14 protein-coding genes are annotated in these 16,691 nt (G+C 63.2%); 6 read left to right on the top strand and 8 right to left on the bottom strand.

Annotation, left to right across the window (positions count from 1 at the left end; genetic code table 11):
• Window positions 1–20 precede the first annotated feature (20 nt).
• The 5 genes from ACSH0F_RS00395 to crtY all read right to left on the bottom strand — a co-directional run bounded on the left by ACSH0F_RS00395 (window position 21) and on the right by crtY (window position 6,382).
• A complete protein-coding gene (locus ACSH0F_RS00395; RefSeq protein WP_435198849.1) occupies window positions 21–1,913 on the bottom strand; it encodes an acetyl/propionyl/methylcrotonyl-CoA carboxylase subunit alpha in 1,893 nt (630 codons plus the stop codon).
• A gap of 152 nt (window positions 1,914–2,065) precedes the next feature.
• Window positions 2,066–2,980 carry a phytoene/squalene synthase family protein gene (locus tag ACSH0F_RS00390; RefSeq protein ID WP_435200489.1) on the bottom strand — a complete coding sequence of 305 codons (915 nt, stop codon included), beginning with the start codon at window positions 2,978–2,980 and terminating at the stop codon, window positions 2,066–2,068.
• Between the two features lie 101 nt (window positions 2,981–3,081).
• Window positions 3,082–3,663 carry a TIGR00730 family Rossman fold protein gene (locus ACSH0F_RS00385; RefSeq protein WP_435198847.1) on the bottom strand — a complete coding sequence of 194 codons (582 nt, stop codon included), beginning with the start codon at window positions 3,661–3,663 and terminating at the stop codon, window positions 3,082–3,084.
• The gene (locus tag ACSH0F_RS00380) at window positions 3,660–5,210 is read right to left on the bottom strand and encodes a phytoene desaturase (protein ID WP_435198845.1); all 1,551 of its coding nucleotides are present in this window, start codon (window positions 5,208–5,210) and stop codon (window positions 3,660–3,662) included. The genes ACSH0F_RS00385 and ACSH0F_RS00380 overlap by 4 nt, the downstream gene beginning before the upstream one ends.
• Window positions 5,210–6,382, bottom strand: a complete 1,173-nt coding sequence (gene crtY, locus ACSH0F_RS00375; RefSeq protein ID WP_435198843.1) for a lycopene beta-cyclase CrtY — start codon at window positions 6,380–6,382, stop codon at window positions 5,210–5,212. The genes ACSH0F_RS00380 and crtY overlap by 1 nt, the downstream gene beginning before the upstream one ends.
• Before the next feature lie 127 nt (window positions 6,383–6,509).
• Here crtY and ACSH0F_RS00370 point away from each other — a divergent pair, with 127 nt between their 5' ends.
• Window positions 6,510–7,403, top strand: coding sequence for a MipA/OmpV family protein (locus ACSH0F_RS00370; RefSeq protein ID WP_435198841.1), 894 nt, complete (start codon window positions 6,510–6,512; stop codon window positions 7,401–7,403).
• A 52-nt stretch (window positions 7,404–7,455) separates the two neighbouring features.
• Here ACSH0F_RS00370 and ACSH0F_RS00365 read toward each other — a convergent pair whose 3' ends face one another.
• Window positions 7,456–9,498 (bottom strand): S9 family peptidase, encoded by a 2,043-nt coding sequence (locus ACSH0F_RS00365; protein WP_435198839.1) that lies wholly within the window; start codon window positions 9,496–9,498, stop codon window positions 7,456–7,458.
• Between the two features lie 181 nt (window positions 9,499–9,679).
• Here ACSH0F_RS00365 and ACSH0F_RS00360 point away from each other — a divergent pair, with 181 nt between their 5' ends.
• From ACSH0F_RS00360 to ACSH0F_RS00350, 3 genes are read left to right on the top strand one after another with little or no spacing between them, the layout of a single operon-like run.
• Window positions 9,680–11,497 carry a DUF885 domain-containing protein gene (locus tag ACSH0F_RS00360; RefSeq protein WP_435198837.1) on the top strand — a complete coding sequence of 606 codons (1,818 nt, stop codon included), beginning with the start codon at window positions 9,680–9,682 and terminating at the stop codon, window positions 11,495–11,497.
• A gap of 52 nt (window positions 11,498–11,549) precedes the next feature.
• Entirely contained in the window at window positions 11,550–12,722 is a 1,173-nt protein-coding gene (locus ACSH0F_RS00355) for a glycosyltransferase family 87 protein (protein WP_435198835.1), read from the top strand.
• A 58-nt stretch (window positions 12,723–12,780) separates the two neighbouring features.
• On the top strand, window positions 12,781–12,927 hold the full coding sequence (locus ACSH0F_RS00350) for a hypothetical protein (RefSeq protein WP_435198833.1): 147 nt from the start codon (window positions 12,781–12,783) through the stop codon (window positions 12,925–12,927).
• An 80-nt stretch (window positions 12,928–13,007) separates the two neighbouring features.
• Here the strand turns inward: ACSH0F_RS00350 and ACSH0F_RS00345 are convergent, their stop codons facing one another.
• Window positions 13,008–14,531 (bottom strand): alanine/glycine:cation symporter family protein, encoded by a 1,524-nt coding sequence (locus ACSH0F_RS00345; RefSeq protein ID WP_435198831.1) that lies wholly within the window; start codon window positions 14,529–14,531, stop codon window positions 13,008–13,010.
• A 251-nt stretch (window positions 14,532–14,782) separates the two neighbouring features.
• On the opposite strand from ACSH0F_RS00345, the gene secE reads away from it, so the two are divergent.
• Together secE and nusG are read left to right on the top strand one after the other, a co-directional pair.
• Window positions 14,783–14,986, top strand: a complete 204-nt coding sequence (secE, locus tag ACSH0F_RS00340; RefSeq protein WP_435198829.1) for a preprotein translocase subunit SecE — start codon at window positions 14,783–14,785, stop codon at window positions 14,984–14,986.
• A gap of 32 nt (window positions 14,987–15,018) precedes the next feature.
• Window positions 15,019–15,555 carry a transcription termination/antitermination protein NusG gene (gene nusG / locus ACSH0F_RS00335; RefSeq protein ID WP_278327600.1) on the top strand — a complete coding sequence of 179 codons (537 nt, stop codon included), beginning with the start codon at window positions 15,019–15,021 and terminating at the stop codon, window positions 15,553–15,555.
• A 24-nt stretch (window positions 15,556–15,579) separates the two neighbouring features.
• Here nusG and ACSH0F_RS00330 read toward each other — a convergent pair whose 3' ends face one another.
• Window positions 15,580–16,569, bottom strand: coding sequence for a retroviral-like aspartic protease family protein (locus tag ACSH0F_RS00330; RefSeq protein ID WP_435198826.1), 990 nt, complete (start codon window positions 16,567–16,569; stop codon window positions 15,580–15,582).
• Between the last annotated feature and the right edge of the window lie 122 nt (window positions 16,570–16,691).

Raw genomic sequence — 16,691 nt, 5'->3', positions numbered from 1 at the left:
GGGCGAACGGGTTTGGGAAGTCAGTCCGTGTCGTCAGGCTCCACCACGCACAGCACCGCCTCGACCTGCACCTGCCCGCCCTCGCTGGCGGAGAGTTCGGTCACGGTCCCGTCAAACGGCGCGGTGAGCGCGTGCTCCATCTTCATCGCCTCAAGCACCATCAGCCGCTGGCCAGCGGTGACCGCATCGCCCTCGGCCACGTCGACCGCGATGACCTTGCCCGGCATCGGCGCGAGGATCGCGCCGTCTGCGGCGGAGGCTGCTCCGCCTGTTCGCGGAGGATGGGGATAGAACGTGTAGTCGAAACCGCGATCAGTAACGATGATCCCATCGTCTAAACTAGGATAGGTGTTCGGACAGGGCCGCCCACCTTTGGGCGTTGCTGCGAAGGTTTCGCTGCCGCACCAAAGCGTTACGGTGTTCTCGCTTGGTTTGTTCAATCGAAAGCCAAAAAGCTGGTCGAGGATTGGGTCATATCCACCCCAATCGAACCTATCAGCCTTGTATCGCCTTGCGGCTGTGTCTGCGACACTCATGTCTGGCACTTTTTGCGAGATAAGCTTGTCACCTGCGGCACCGATCAAACCAGTGTCGAGCTTGGCATCGGCGAAGTCGCTATTGTCGAGACACTCGAACAGGAAGCCCTTGTTAGTTTTCACGGGTGCGACGAAGCTATGATTTAGTGACCGCTTGAGTGTCTCGATAGCCTGATCGCGGCCGTCTTCATGGACCACCACCTTTGCAATCATCGGGTCGTAAAACGGAGTAACCGAATCGCCCTCCTCCACCCCAGTCTCGATACGGGCCCAGCGATCATCAAGGACCAAGGATTCCAACCGCCCCGTGCTCGGTAGAAATCCCGTCGCCGGGTCTTCCGCATAGAGGCGAGCCTCGATGGACCACCCGTCGATGCTAAGCTCTTCCTGCTTGAGCGGGATCGGCTCTCCGCTTGCTACCCTCAGCTGCCATTCCACCAGGTCCACCCCGGTGATCTCCTCGGTCACGGGGTGCTCGACCTGCAGGCGGGTGTTCATTTCCATGAAGAAGATGCGGTCGGCGCGCAGGTCCTCGGAAGCATCGGCGATGAATTCGATGGTGCCAGCGCCCTCGTAATCGACCGCCTTGGCGGCGCGTACGGCGGCGGCGCAGATTTCCTCGCGCGTGGCCTCGTCCATGCCGGGGGCGGGGGCTTCCTCGATCACCTTCTGGTGGCGGCGTTGAAGCGAGCAGTCGCGCTCGAACAGGTGGACGACATTGCCATGGCTGTCGCCGAACACCTGCACTTCGATATGGCGAGGCGAGGTGATCCATTTTTCGAGGATCACATCGTCATTGCCGAAGCTCGCCTTGGCCTCGCGGCGGCAGGATTCGAGCGAGGAGAGGAAGTCCTCGGCCGCATCGACCTTGCGCATCCCCTTGCCGCCGCCGCCTGCGACCGCCTTGATCAGCACCGGATAGCCGATCGCGTCGGCTTCCTGCTTCAGGCGCTCCGCCGACTGGTCGTCACCATCATAGCCGGGAGTGACGGGCACGCCCGCCTCGCGCATCAGCTTCTTGGCCGCGTCCTTCAGGCCCATGGCGCGGATCGAGGACGGCGGCGCGCCGACCCAGATCAACCCGGCATCCATCACCGCCTGCGCGAAGTCCGCGTTCTCCGACAGGAAGCCGTATCCCGGATGGATTGCTTCGGCCCCGGTCTGCTTCGCCGCAGCGATGATCTTCTCGCCGACGAGATAGCTCTCGGCAGCGGGCGAAGTGCCGATATGCACCGCCTCGTCTGCTGTACGCACATGCAGCGCCTTGGCATCGGCATCCGAATAGACCGCCACCGTGGCGATCCCCATGGCGCGCGCAGTGCGGATGATGCGGCAGGCGATCTCGCCGCGATTGGCGATGAGGAGCTTTGAAATCATGGATGCGGGTTAGTCCGCTCCGGCGAAAAAGAAAACCGCAACCACTTCCGTTCGTGCTGAGCTTGTCGAAGCACCGCACTTTTTTGAGCACCGGTACAAAAGTTAAAGACGGCCCTTCGACAAGCTCAGGGCGAACGGGGAGGGGAGGAAAGCTACCACCCAGCGACGGGGCGGAAATCGTGGCGGCTCCACAGGATCGGTTCGCGCGGCTGGGCGGGGCGGTTCCACAGGGCCTCGAAGAAGGCGCTCGTGACATGCCAGCTCTTCTCGAGCCCGCTCACGCGCGTGCGCCTGTCCCAGGCCAGCTGCCCGCGGTTCAGCACCTTGCGCCCGATCGCGCCGTAGATATTGGCCGCTGCCAGCACCGCCCAGCGCTGCCGGAAGCGCAGCTTCTTCGCGCCGAGCTTGGATGCTTCCTCGTGCTTCTCCATCAGCGCGATCAGGCGCGGCATCAGGCTCGCTAGGCGGAAGCGGTTTTCCGGCAGGGCATGTTCGCCTGCTTCCCAGCCCATTTCGTCGAGCCAGCTCTTCGGGAGATAACAGCGCCCGGCATCAGCATCCTCGACGATGTCGCGCGCGATATTGGCGATCTGGAAAGCAAGGCCGAGGTCGCAGGCGCGGTCCAGTGTCTCGCCGTCGTCCTTGCTGACGCCCATGACCACCGCCATCATGATCCCGACCGATCCGGCGACGTGATAGCAATAGCGCATCATGTCGGCCTCGGTCGCCGGCTGCCAGCGCGTGGCATCCAGCGCGAAGCCGCCGATCATGTCGTTGGCCATGTCCCAAGTGAGGCCGGTCTCATCGGCGACCATACCGAAGGAATCGAAAGCGAAATCGGCAGTCGGCTGCTCATCCAGTGCGCGCTTGGTTAGCACGCGGATCGCCTGCACACGGTCCTCGGCGTTTTTCAAGTCGCCCTGATCGCCGAGAGGGCCGCCCTTGTCCTGATTGTCCGCAATGTCGTCGCAGCGGCGGCACCAGGTGTAGAGGAGCCAGCTGCGCTCGCGCGTGTCGCGGTCGAACAGCTTGCTGGCGGCAGCGAAGCTCTGCGAGCCTTCCTCGATAGCTTCCTTGGCGCGAGCGATGAGATTGCGCCGGTCGCGGCCGCCACCGGCACGCGTCGGCGTCGCGCGGATCTTGCTGGTCGTCAGTGGGCGGGGCGTGTTCAGAGGTCGTCTGCCTTCATCTGGAAGATCGGCGTATGCGCCTCGTAGCTTGCCATTTTCTTTAACAGCCCGCCGAGATTGTCGTCGGCGATCAGGATGTTCTGGTGAGCGGGGCGCACGAAGCCCACCTTGGCCATCCTGCGATTGAAAGCGATAAGGTCGTCATAGAAGCCGAAGGCATTGAGCAGGCCGACAGGCTTCTGGTGATAGCCGAGCTGCGCCCAGCTCATCGCTTCCCATAATTCGTCCATCGTCCCGACACCGCCGGGGATGGTGACGAAACCGTCGGAGAGATCGGTGAAGCGCTGCTTGCGCTCGTGCATGCCGCCGACGGTGTACAGTTCGGTGCAATCGTGGTTCGCGACTTCGGAATTGGCGAGCGCGTCGGGGATTACACCGATCACCTCGCCATCCGCCTCCAGCGCGCCGCGCGCGACCGCACCCATCAGGCCGAGCCGTCCGCCGCCATACACTACGCCGATGCCGCGCTCCGCGAGGCCAGCGCCGACATCGTAGGCGAGCTGGATATAGCGCGGATCTTCGGGCGAAGCCGAACCGCAATAGACAGCAAGGCGGTTCACTCGACCAAATCCTCGACCATCAAGCCGGCGGTCGCCTTGGCGCTGCCGACCACGCCGGGGATGCCGGCGCCCGGATGCGTGCCCGCGCCGACAAGGTAGAAATTGTCGATCACGTCGTCGCGATTATGCCCGCGGAAGAAGGCGCTCTGGGTCAGCACCGGTTCCAGGCTGAAGGCACTGCCCATATGGGCGTTGAGATCGCTGGCGAAATCCTTCGGCGCATAGTGGAACTTGGTCTTGATGCGCGAATGGATGTCGGGGATCAAGCGGCGCTCGATCTCGTCGAGAATGCGCTTTTCGAGGATCGGACCCATCTCCTCCCAATCGACCGCCAGCTTGCCCATGTGAGCGACCGGGACCAGCGCGTAGAAGGTGCTCATACCCTCGGGCGCCATCGACGGATCGCTGACGCTGGGGTGGTGCAGGTAGATCGAGAAATCTTCCGGCAGCACACCGTGGTCGTAAATGTCCTCCAGCAGGCCTTTGTAGCGCGGGCCGAACAGGATCATGTGGTGCGGGATGCCCGGCCAGGTGCCCTCAATCCCGAAATGGACCACGAACAGGCTGGGGCTGAATTTCTTGCGCGCCAGCTTCCCGGCATAAGATTTGCCGCGCTTGGAATCGGACAGCAGGTTGCGATAGCTGTGGACGATGTCGGCATTGCTGGCGACCGCATCGAAGCGCTCGCGCCAGCCTGATGCGGTTTCCACCTCGGTCGCCTTGGTGCCCAGCGTGTGGACCTGCACTACGGGATCGCCGACGCGCATGGTGCCGCCGATCCGCTCGAAATGGCGGATCATGCCCGCGACCAGCCGGTTGGTGCCGCCCTTGGCCCACCAGACGCCGCCGTCTTTCTCCAACTTGTGGATCAGCGCGTAGATGCTGCTGGTCTTCATCGGATTGCCGCCGACCAGCAGCGTGTGGAAACTCAGCGCCTCGCGCAGCTTCTCGTTCTCGACATAGCTCGACACCATCGAATAGACGCTGCGCCAGGCCTGCTGCTTCGCCAGGGCAGGGGCCGCCTTAAGCATTGATTTAAAGTCGAGGAAGGGCTTGTGCCCCAGCTTGACGTAGCCTTCCTGATAGACGGCCTCCGAATAATCGAGGAAGCGCTGGTATCCGGCGACGTCCGACGGGTTGAGCTGCGCTATTTCGGCAAACAGCTGCTCCTCGTCATTGGAATAGTCGAAATTGGTCCCGTCGGGCCAGTTCAGGCGATAGAACGGCATGACCGGCACGATTTCGACGTCTTCCGCCATATCGTGACCGGTCAGCGCCCATAGCTCGCGCAGACAGTCGGGATCGGTGATGACGGTCGGGCCGGCATCGAAGGTGAAGCCATCCTTTTCCCAGTAATACGCGCGGCCACCGGGCTTGTCGCGACCCTCGACCACGGTGGTCTGGATACCGGCGGACTGCAGTCGGATGGCAAGGGCAAGCCCCCCGAAGCCGGAACCGACGACGCAGGCTGTCTTCCCGGTCGCAGGCACGCCCGCAACGGTGGTTTCACCGGTGGCGGTGGGCGGTGTGTTCGTTTCGGCGTTCATCAGGATCCCTCTTGGACCAGCGGAGCGCCCTTGCCAAGCAAGGCGCCGATTGCCGCCGGTATGGGTATCGGCGGCTTGCCGATCAATATGCGTGCCTTGTCTGCCAGAGTGGAGTGGCCCGCGTAGAAACGCTCCACGAGTGGCTCCGGCAATCGATAGAAATGCGCGAATATGCGGAAGCGTTCCTCCGGCTGCGCACCCTGGAAAAGCATGCGGCCGAGCGCGCGGTAAAAGCTTGTCGCGCGCCAGTGATCGCGGGCGCGTTTGTCGATCAATGCCGCGAGCTGTTCTCCTGGCAGGGTAGCCTCGCGTGCGATTGCCAGTGCGTTGTCGACTGCGAAAGGCAAGGTGTAACTCGTCAATGGGTGGACGAAGCCGCCGCGTGCGCCTGCGCGAACCACGCCCGGAGGGCCGATGTCGCGCCGATAGGCGGCAAAATCGCCTCCGGTGATGACCGGCAGAACCCCGGTTTCACCGCCGACGATCTCTCCGTCCCAACCGTGCTCGCGGCAATAGTCGTCGATCCTGCGCGACAGGGCGCTGCGCTCAAGAACCGGGCTGTCGGCGTAATAGGTGTCCTCGACGAAGAGGTCCTGCGCGCCCAGCGGGAGGGTGTAAACGAAGCGATAGGCGGCGTGCTGGCGAACTCGGGCGTCCATAACGATCGGGCGCTGCATGCCGTGCGCGGCGGGTAGCTTGATGTGGCGGCCCATGAAGACCTGCCATCCGCCGCGCAAGTGCGCGGAGGGCACGGCGTTGCGGCAATCCATCACGACGCGCGCCGGAACATGCTCGCCGCTTTCCAGCGTCACGCCATCAGGTGCCACATCAGCGACCGGGCTGAGCAGGCGCAGCGATTCCTGCGGGAGCTCACGCCGTAGATTGGCGTCGAAATCCCTGCTCGCGATGGAATGATAGGTCGAGGTGAGGGTGCGGGCGATGTCGGGGAAATAGACCTCATATCCACGATCCCATTCGACCTGGCGGCAGTTTGCCAGCAAAGCCTTGCCAGCGGCGTCGAGATCACTGTCGAACCAGCTCCAGCGGTGATTGCCGCCGAAGACATCGCCGCTCTCGAACAGGGCGAGGCGCATTTCCGGATGGGCGCGATGGACGGCCAGCGCGATCAGCCCGCCGGCGAGCCCTCCGCCCACGATTGCCATATCGATCATGCGCCCGTTCATCGGTTGCGGGGCTTAGGCAGTTCGCGCTCCGGCGGCAATGCGGCTATTCGTTGTGCGACACTGGAACGCGATGCGCGCCAAGCCGTTTGAGGCGAAAGACGAAGTGAGGGTTTCCATGAACAAGCTAGCTATCGCCGCCGCTCTCGGCGCGGCATTTTCCGCATCCGTTGCCAGCGCTCAGGACCAGGGGGAGCCGGGCGTTGCCGCAAGTGCTCCGGAAGAAAATGCAGTCGAGGCAACCGTATTCGATGGCGATTTCGTCAGCGTCGGTGTCGGCGTGGCTTACGGGCCGAGCTATTCCGGCTCGGACGATTACACCGCTTTCGTCTTGCCGATCGTGCAGGGCTCGTTGGGCGGAGTGGACATCAACCCGCGACCCGCGGGTATTGCCCTCGATTTCGTCCCCGATCCAGATGAGGGCGTGTCGTTCTCGGCGGGGCCGATGATCAAGCTCAATCGCGACCGCGTCGATATCGACGACATCAAGGACGAGGTCGTTGCACGCTATGGTGAGCTGGATACGGCGATCGAAGTCGGCCCGAGCGTAGGTGTGTCGTTTCCCGGCGTGCTCAACCCGTACGACAGTGTGAGCGTCAATCTCGACGCAGTATGGGACATCAACGGTGCCCATAGCGGTCGCACGATCAGCCCGAGCGTGACCTATTTCACGCCGCTTAGCCGCGGCATTGCTGCTTCGCTTTCGGTCAGCGCCAATCATATCGACGACGATTTCGCCGACTATTACTATTCGGTCGGACCGCTCAACACGCTGGTTCCCGACCCGGATGCCTTGCCGCTCTACCAGGCGGAAGGCGGTTTCGAGAGCATCGGGACCAATGTCCTGCTGGCCTTCGACCTCAATGGCGATGTGACGGACGGTGGCCTCGCCCTGATCGGGCTGGCCAGCTACTCGCGGCTGCTCGGCGATGCGAAGGACAGCCCCTTCACCAGCATCCGCGGCAGCGCGGACCAGTTCATGGTCGCGGCGGGGATCGGCTACACTTTCTGAGCTTTTTGAGCGTAACAATTGAAAGGGCGGCCCGAGAGCCGCCCTTTTTATGTCAGCCTTCGTCTTCGGCTATCTCGAGCGTCGGCCGCGGACTGGGCATCTCCGCGTCGCGATCGCCGGTCTTCAGATAGGTATCGAACCAGCGCATCATCCGCAGGTTGTAGTCGTAGCGGGCGGCAGCCTTCTGATTGCCGTGGCCCTCGCCCGGATAGAGTACGAGGCGTACCGGCACATCGGGCTTGCGCACTTTCATCGAACGATAAAGCTCGTAGCTCTGGCTGGGCGAGACGCGTGTGTCTTCCTCGCCATGTAAAATCAGCAGCGGCGTGTTGGCCTTGTCGACATGGTAGATCGGGCTGACTTCCAGCATCCCCTGCCAGTCGTCCCACGGCCACTTGCCGGAATGCACATTGTACATCTCGTACGGGATGTCGGTCGTGCCGAACTTGCTGATCTGGTTGGAAATGCCGACGAACATCACACCGGCGGCAAATTCGTCCGACAGGGCAGTCGAGGACCATGCCGTGGCGTAGCCGCCATAGGATCCGCCGGTCACCCCGACGCGGTCGGCATCGGCAATTCCGGCCTCGACCAGCGCGCGCTTGGCATCGACCAGATCGGTGAATTCGGGATCGGTGTAGTTGCCGGTGTGCTGCTTGGAGAAGGCCGTGCCGTAACCGGTGGACCCGCGGTAGTTCGGCAGGAATACGGCGTAACCCTGACCGGCGGCGACCTGGCCCGGGCCGCTGTAGCTGGTGTTCCAGCCATCGGACTCGTGGGCTTCCGGTCCGCCATGCACGTCGAGGATCAGCGGGGCGCCGCCGCGCGGGACGCCGCCGACCGGCTCGATCAATACGCCTTCTACCTGCTGGCCGTCACGTGCCGTGAAGGTCATCGTGCGCTGGTTGCCGAAGTCGATTTCCGATAGCCAGGGGTTGTGCGTCGTCCACCGCTGGAAAGCACCGTTGGACCAGACGAACAATTCGGTCGGGTGGCGCGCGCTGCTGGCTTCGACCGCGATCGTGCCGCCGCCGGTCTCGAGGCTGGAGAGCAGCAGGTCGCCGCCCTCATGTTCTTCGGCAACGCTGCCATCGGCATTGTAGATGCGCAGCGCGCTTTCAGCGCCCTTGTGGATCACTGCAGCCAGGCGACCGTCGGCGAGCCATGCCGCGTCGACGGCGGCCTCCGGCGCGCCTGCGTTGAGCGCGCGATACTGGCCGCTGGCAACATCAACGAGATGGAGCGTCGTGTCCGCAGGGTCGTTCATATCGACACCGGCGATCATCGACAGCTGTCGGCCATCGGGCGAAACCTCGATATCTCCCAGCTTGCCCGGGGTTTCGATCACCCGCAGAACCCTGCCGCTCGTCAGATCGAGCACATGGGCGCGTTTCGACGTATAGGCATCGTCGATTTGCGGCGTCGGCGCGCTGTCGACCACCGCCGTGCGGCCATCGGGCGCGACCCGGAAAGCGCTCACATAGCCGGGAATGGTAACGGCGCGCGGATCGGCGTCCACTACCCCGCCGACATTTGCGGCGAACAGGCGGTTGAGGCGGGCTTCTTCCTCATAGACGATGGCATTGAAGCCGGCCTTGGCTTCCTTTTCGCGAGCAGTGTCTTGTTCGGCACCGGCCAGCAGCCACATGCGCGAACCATCGGGGGCCCAGGCATAGGCGCGGACATCCGCGCCATCGACCGCGGCGAGCTTGCGCTGGGCACCGCCGTCGACCGGAATGCCCCAGACCGCGCGGTCCTCGTCCTCATCGGCCCAGACGAAGCTTACCATCCGGCCATCGGGCGAGAACGCTATCGACGAGGCGCTGATGTCATCGGGCAGGAATTCGCGGGCATTGTTCGGGCCGTACGCCATGCTGAGCCGGAGGCTGGTCGAACCGTTGTCCTCGCCCTCGGTCACGTCGGGCAGGCTGGCAGTGGTGTAGGCCACGCGGCTGCCATCGGGGGAGACGGCGATCGTACCCACGCTTTCCAGCTTGGCGACGTCTTCCGGGGTCATCGGCCGGGCCTGCGCCTGCGCGGCAAGCGATGCGGTGGCTAGAAGGGTTGCAGCAGTAGTCGCGGCGCGAAGGATCATCGAAATTCCTCTCTCGAAAAGAACGGTTGGGCGCTTCATAGCGACCATCGCGCGAAGGGCAAATCATGCGCGAGTGCGCCATGCCGTTCGTCGAGCATGGGGCGACGGTCGTCTGCATCTTCGCTTGAGTCGATCTATCCCGTGTCATAGGTCGACAACACACGAACTCCAGGGGATCGATATGACCAGTTTCCGCAGGGCCCTTTTGGCCGCTACCGCCTTCTCTTTCGTCGCCGCCCTACCTGGCGCTGCACTGGCGCAGCACACCGCTGCCACGACAGAACAGGAAAGCGAGCGCGATCGGCTGTTCGAGCTTTTCGCGGAATCGGATGCGCGCAGCCTGGAGCTGGAGCCCCTCAGCCGGCTGTTCCGCGGCGACGACACGAATGCCGATAGGCTCGGAGATTACCTGACCGACTCCAGCTTCTACGCCTCGCGGCTCGACACCCAGCTCAATCTCGCGCTGCTCGACCAGATCGATCGCAGCAAGCTCAATCCGACCGACCAGCTAGCCTACGATGTTTTCAAATATCAGGAGGAAACAGCTCTGCGCGGCCAGTCCGACGAAATCCGCGCGCTGACCGAGGTGCGGCCGATCAATCACTTCCGCGGCTTCCATACCTTTTATCCGAATTTCGCCAGCGGCAATGGCGCGGCGCAGTTCAAGACGATCGCGAATTACGAGGACAACCTCAGCCGCCACGACGATTATATCGCCATCAGCGACCGCGCGATCGAGCGCTCGCGCGAAGGGATGGAAAGCGGCGTGCTGGAAACGAAGCTGACCATTGGCCGCGTGATCGAACAGCTCGATACGCTGCTGGCGGCGCCGCTGGCCGAATCCCAGTTCATGGGCCCGGTCCAGAACTTCCCCGACGACTTCTCCGAAGCCGACAAGGCGCGCCTGACGGCGGCTTACGAAGCGAAAACGCGCGAGATCAACGCTGCCCACGAGCGGGTGCGCGATTTCCTGCGCGACGAATATCTTCCCATGGCCCGTGACAGCATCGGTCTCAGCCAGATGAAGGGTGGCGACGAGCTCTACGCCCAGCTGATCGAGCAGACGACGACCTTGCCACTGGAGGCCGATTACATCCACAACCTCGGCCTCAGCGAGGTGGCGCGGATCAAGGGATCGCTCGAAGCGCTGCAGGCCGAAGTGGGCTACGAAGGCACGCTCAATGAGTTCTTCGACTACGTTCGCACCGACGAGCAGTTCAAGCCTGAAAGCCGCGAATGGCTGACGCAGGATTTCTATCGTATCGGTGAGATCGTCGATGAAAAGATCGGCGATTATTTCTCGCTACTGCCGAAGTCTGAACTGAAGATCGAGCCTTACGATGTGTCGATCGAACGGTATTCCGCGGGCGGATCGTACCAGTCCGGCGCGCCTGACGGCTCGCGCCCAGGCACGTTCTATTTCAACGCCTACGATCTGCCGAGCCGCCTCACGACGGGCAATGTGACGCTCTATCTTCATGAGGGCGCGCCGGGGCATCACTTCCAGATCAGCCTTGCGCAGGAAAACACCGACCTGCCGGCCTTCATGCGCTTCGGCGGCACCACCGCCTTCGTCGAGGGCTGGGCGCTCTATTCGGAGACGCTTGGCTACGACATGGGCCTGTTCGACGATCCCTGGGCGCGTTACGGCACGCTACAGGACGAGCAGCTGCGCGCCATGCGGCTGGTGGTCGACACCGGTATCCACTCGAAGGGCTGGACGCGCGACCAGGCGATCGCCTTCATGCTCGACAATTCGGGCATGACGCGCACCGAAGTCGAAAACGAGGTCGACCGCTATATCGCTATCCCGAGCCAGGCGCTGGCCTACAAGATCGGTGCTTTGAAGATCCAGGAACTGCGCGATCGCGCCAGGGAGCAGCTCGGCAGCCGGTTCGACATCAAGGATTTCCACGCGCAGGTCCTCAACACCGGCGGCCTGCCGCTGCCTGTGCTGGAATCCAAGATCGACCGCTGGATCGCTAACGGCGGCGGGTAAAAGCGCCGAGCGGCATCTGGCGCCGTGAAACCGTGCCGATTAAGCCGGTTTCATGGACGCCCGCTCTTTCTTCCGTGACGCGCACTGGCTGACCGGCCAGCGGGTGCGCGGTTACGCGCTGCTCCTCGGGCTGGCCTCGCTGGCGCTGCTCGCGAACAGTTTCGTCAAGGCGATGGGCGTCGATGGCACAGACTTCCTCGCCTTTTGGGGAGCCGGGCATGTCACCGTGCAGGGCGATTCGGCCTCAGCCTACGATCTGGCGGTCCAGCAGCGGGTGCAGACCGGCACCGGGAGCGAGGGCTGGTTCGCCTTCGTCAATCCGCCGCCGTTCCTCTTCGCAGCAGCGCCATTCGGAGCCTTGCCGTTTCCCGTCGCTTGGTTCGCGTGGGTTGCTATTACTTATGCGCTCTGGGCCTGGGCGGGCATCCGCGCCTTTCCGAGGTTGTGGCCGCTGGTTCTGGTTTACCCTGGAGCGCTGATTGCGGCTGGCCACGCGCAGACCGGCCTGCTGACCGGCGCGCTCCTGGTGCTGGCGGCGCATGCTTTCACTCACCGCTCCGTGTGGTCGGGAGCGGCGCTCGGCGCGCTCGTGATCAAGCCACATCTCGCAGTTCTCGCGCCCTTCTGGTTCGCTGCTAGCGGTCGGTGGAACGCATTCATCGCGGCAGGCGCCACGGCTGTCGGGCTCATTCTGCTGTCGTGGGCCGTATTCGGCACCGAGACCCTGCTGGCCTACACGACCAGCTGGGAGGCGAGCGCTGCGCTGATGGAAGGCATCAATCGCGACTTCCTGCTTCGCATGACGACCTTCTACTCGCAGACCCGACTGTTGGCGGGAGACAACGCAGCCTTCATCGCTGGCGGGCTTTCCTTGGCACTCGCGCTGGCTGCGACAGTACTGGCGGCGCGGCGTTTTCGCGGAGATCCATCGGCGATAGCTGCAACATCGCTGGCCGCGACCGCGCTCGCCTCGCACTATCTGTTCAATTACGACCTGCCCTTCCTGATCTATCCGACCCTGTGGGCCGTCGACCGGGGACTGCGCAACGGCTTCCGCCCCTACGAAAAGCTCGCGCTCGTCGCGCTGTGGTTCGCGCCTTACGCGACGCGCGCGGCCGCCTTGCCGCTCGGTATCAATTTGATGCCACTCGCCGCGCTGGTCCTGCTGTGGCTGATATGGAGTAGGGCGGCTGCAGAACATGTGGGAACCCGATCCGCCCGATAGGTGTTCTTACCCATTAGGACGGAGGGAAAGCATTTCATGAGGTTAGCCCATGTCGAGCATGTCCTTCCACAGTAGCCGCCCCGATCGGTGGGTGAAGCCGAAGCCAGTCAGCGACAGTTCCGCTCGCTTTCAGACCTATGGCAAGATCCTTCCGATGGAGAGCGAGGAGCCGGGCTTCCTTGCCCGTCTGTTCGGTCGGCGCTGAGGGTTCAGTCAAAGGATAAGGGGCCGGGAGTAACGTCCACTCCCGGCCCCTTTTTCTGTGCCGCTACCTGACGGAGGCCGTCAGTATTCCTCGGGCTCCTCCGGTGTCGCGGCGTGGTGGTCCTTGCCCGCGGTCCGGTCGCCCTTGGCCAGCTTGAACACGACGCCCGAGAGCAGCGCGAGGGCAAGCAGGTTGGGCAGCGCCATCGCGGCATTCGAGATGTCGCCCAAACGCCAGACCAGCTCACTCGGCTGAGCCGCACCCAGCCAGATCACAACGCACCACAGCACGCGCCACGCCATATGCAGCTTGCGCTCGCCCGACCGCGTCGAGCCCTTCATCCGGTCGTAGAGGAATGTGATCGCCCGCTCCCCATAGTAGCTCCACGTCAGAAGTGTCGTGAACACGAACAGGATCAGCGCGATCGATGCGACCAGAGTACCGATGGGAACGCTGGCAACCTCCACCGGGAAAGCGGCCGCGAAGGCCCCGCTCGTCATCTCGAACCCGACCCTGTCGGATTGCCAAGCATGCAGCACCGGCTCGCCCGCCGCGGTGAAATCGCCGCGCACAGTGAGGATGACGAGCGCCGTCATGGTGCAGATCACGATGGTGTCGATGAAGGTCCCGAGCATCGCCATGCGGCCCTGCAATTCGGGATCGTCCGTCTGCGCTACGGCATGGGCAATGGCGGTCGAGCCCTGGCCGGCCTCGTTGGAGAACAGGCCGCGCGCAACACCCGCACGGATGGCCAGGATGATGGCCGCGCCGACGAAGCCGCCGCTCGCCGCTTGCGGGTTGAACGCACCGTTGAAGATCAGGCTGAACGTTTCCGGCAGATCGCCGAAGTTCAGGATCAGCGCGATGATTGCCATGACGATATAGGTCGCGGCCATGAACGGCACGACTTTCTCTGCCACGTTGCCGATCGACTTGATGCCCCCGATGATGACGATGAAGACGAGGATCGCGACGATCAGCCCGCCGAGCCATTCCTCGATCCCGAACAGCTCGTTGAGGCCGTCGGCCACGGCGTTCGCCTGAATCGAGTTGCCGGTTACGAGCGCGGAGAACAGCGTGCCGAGGCAGAAAATTACTGCCAGCCAGGTGAACTTCGGGCCGAGGCCCATCATGATATAGCTCATCGGGCCGCCGCGCTTCACGCCGTCGCTGGTCGTCTCGCGATAGCGGATGGCGAGCGAGCCCTCGGCGAAGGCGAGCGCCATGCCGAACAGGGCGGTGATCCACATCCAGAAGATCGCGCCCGGCCCGCCGAGTGCGATGGCGGTTGCGACGCCGGCGAGATTGCCGGTGCCGACCTGTCCCGACAATGCCGTAGAAAGCGCCGCGAAGGGCGAAATCTCGCCCGCGCCCTGGCTCTTGCGACCTGCGAACAGCCCCTTGAAGGCGCTGCCCAGCTTGACGATGGGGTAGAACTTGAGGCCGACCATGATCCACAGGCCGATCCCCAGCAGGATGATGGTCATGGGCGGGAAGGGCAGGACTTCCGCCCCGTTCCACGTACCGCCCCAGATGAAGTCGGATATGTTGGTGACCGGCTGAATCAGCCGCTCGCCCAGACTAGGTGCCTGGCTGGTTGCCATTGCAAGAATTCCCCTCATACGACCCGGATGGGTAAAGCGCGGAGGCTAGGGCCGAAGGGCGCGCTTGAAAAGGCCGGAAATGCGGCCGTTCCACCGCTTGCCTTTTGGCCGCGCACGGCCTAAACGCCGTTGCGTCTTCCGACATTGGGATCACGAAAAGCCCCTCCCGGACTTGAACCGGGGCGGCGAGAGACCCTACCTGAAAGGGACGTGGCGGAAGGCGCGACGAGTTTTACGCGAGAGTGCGAGCGATGGCAAACAAGCAGAAAACCAGCCCGGCGGAATTCCTCCGGCAGGTGCAGACCGAAGGCAAGAAGGTCGTATGGCCGACGCGCGAGGAAACCGTGCGCACGGCGATCTTCGTCGGCATCCTGACGCTGATCCTCTCGCTGTTCTTCCTCGGCGTCGATTCGCTGTTCGGCGCCGTGGTGCGCTGGCTGCTGACGCTCGCCTGATTAGCATTCTTCCGACAGGGTAATTTCGACACATGGCACGCTGGTACATCATCCACGCCTATTCCGGCTTCGAGAACAAGGTCCGCGATTCGATCATCGCCGAGGCCGAGCGCCTGGGCCTGTCCGAAGGCGTGGAAGAGGTCGAAGTCCCGACCGAGACGGTCACCGAGATCAAGCGCGGCAAGAAGGTCCAGGTCGAACGCAAGTTCATGCCCGGCTACGTGCTGGCCAAATTGAACATGACCGACGATGTCTACCACCTCGTCAAGAACACCCCCAAGGTGACCGGCTTCCTCGGCACCAACAACAAGCCGCAGGCGATTTCCGACAAGGAAGCTGCGCGCTATTTCGGCGGTGTGGAAGAAGCCAAGTCTGCGCCGAAGAAGCAGGTTTCGGTCGATTACGAAATCGGCGACAACGTCAAGGTGCTCGACGGCCCCTTCGCCAGCTTCAACGGGCTGGTCGAGGAACTCGACTTCGACAAGCAGAAGGTCAAGGTCTCGGTCTCGATCTTCGGCCGCGCCACTCCGGTGGAACTGGAATTCGAGCAGGTCGAACTGGTCAAGTAATCCGAGCGGGACTGCGCTCGAACTTTAACGAGCGCAGGCGCTTTCCTGCGTAGCGCGGACGCGTGAGGCCTTAGGGCTCGTACGCATCCGCAGCGCGGCGTTCTCGCATTTGCGCAGCTGGAAGCGCACCTTGCGGTCCCGGAAATCGAGTGAGACGCGGCGGAAGGTTTCCATCAAATCGGTGCCGAGCAGGAGCGACGGTTCGTCCTCCAGCCCGAACACACCGAATGGCGGGATATCGGCAAAGGCGATCGGCACGTTCTGGAGCGTAATAGGGCCGAGTTTCAAGTTACGGATCACAGCGAACTCGATTGCAATGGTTTTGCCGGTGACGCCGGTAACCTTGATCGTCTGGAAGCCGCCGCGCCTTTTCCTCAGCAACTTGTCGCGCAGGGCCAGGTTGCCGATAGTCACTTCCGATCCGGTATCGACCACCGCATCGACCGAGGTGCGGTTCGCCGAAACCTCGGTCAGGATCAGCTGGCCGCGCTGAAGTCGGCCGGTGACGACAATGACCCCGTCCCTGACGGAGGCATTTTCGAGGTCGCTTTCCAGATCGTCATCGACGCGGATCGTGCGCTCTTCGAAGTCAATCATCAGGCGTTGGTTCACCAGCGCGTCGAGTCCGATCATGCCATCGCCGCCCATGTCGCGCTCGTCGAGGACGGGTACTTCGAGGTCGGTTGTGACCGTCGGGCCGAGCCGCAGTTCGTCGACCGATGCGCGGTCCACCATCTTGCTCTCGGTGACGCCATGCAGCATCGTCGGCGCGCCGTCTGGCAGAGCAAGCTTGCCCGCCAGCATCTGGCCTACGGCTGAAGTGTCCGCCCCGCTGTCGACAACGAATTTGTATGGGCCCTTGCCGTTGACTTCCACCTCGACCGTCATCCGGCTACGCAGTTTGCGCGCCTCGATGTCCTCGCCCCCGATCGCCAGGTTCTCGTCGAACTGCGCCGGCGGCAATTCGGATTTTCTCGAGGCGTGATCTGCGGCAGATTTGTCTTGTGCGGCCAAGGGGGCGCCAAGCACGAGCGTCATAGCTGCAGCGAGAGGATTGATGGAGCGAGATGACATTCGTGCAGCCTATCACATCGTGAAGCGGCGGTGCAGGAGCTCTCGACTACGGTCCCACACGG

Origin of the sequence: Qipengyuania sp. 902 (assembly GCF_051195295.1) — a bacterium.
GTDB lineage: Bacteria > Pseudomonadota > Alphaproteobacteria > Sphingomonadales > Sphingomonadaceae > Qipengyuania.
Note: the sequence above shows the minus strand (reverse complement) of the source record. Positions and strands in the feature narration are given on the sequence as shown.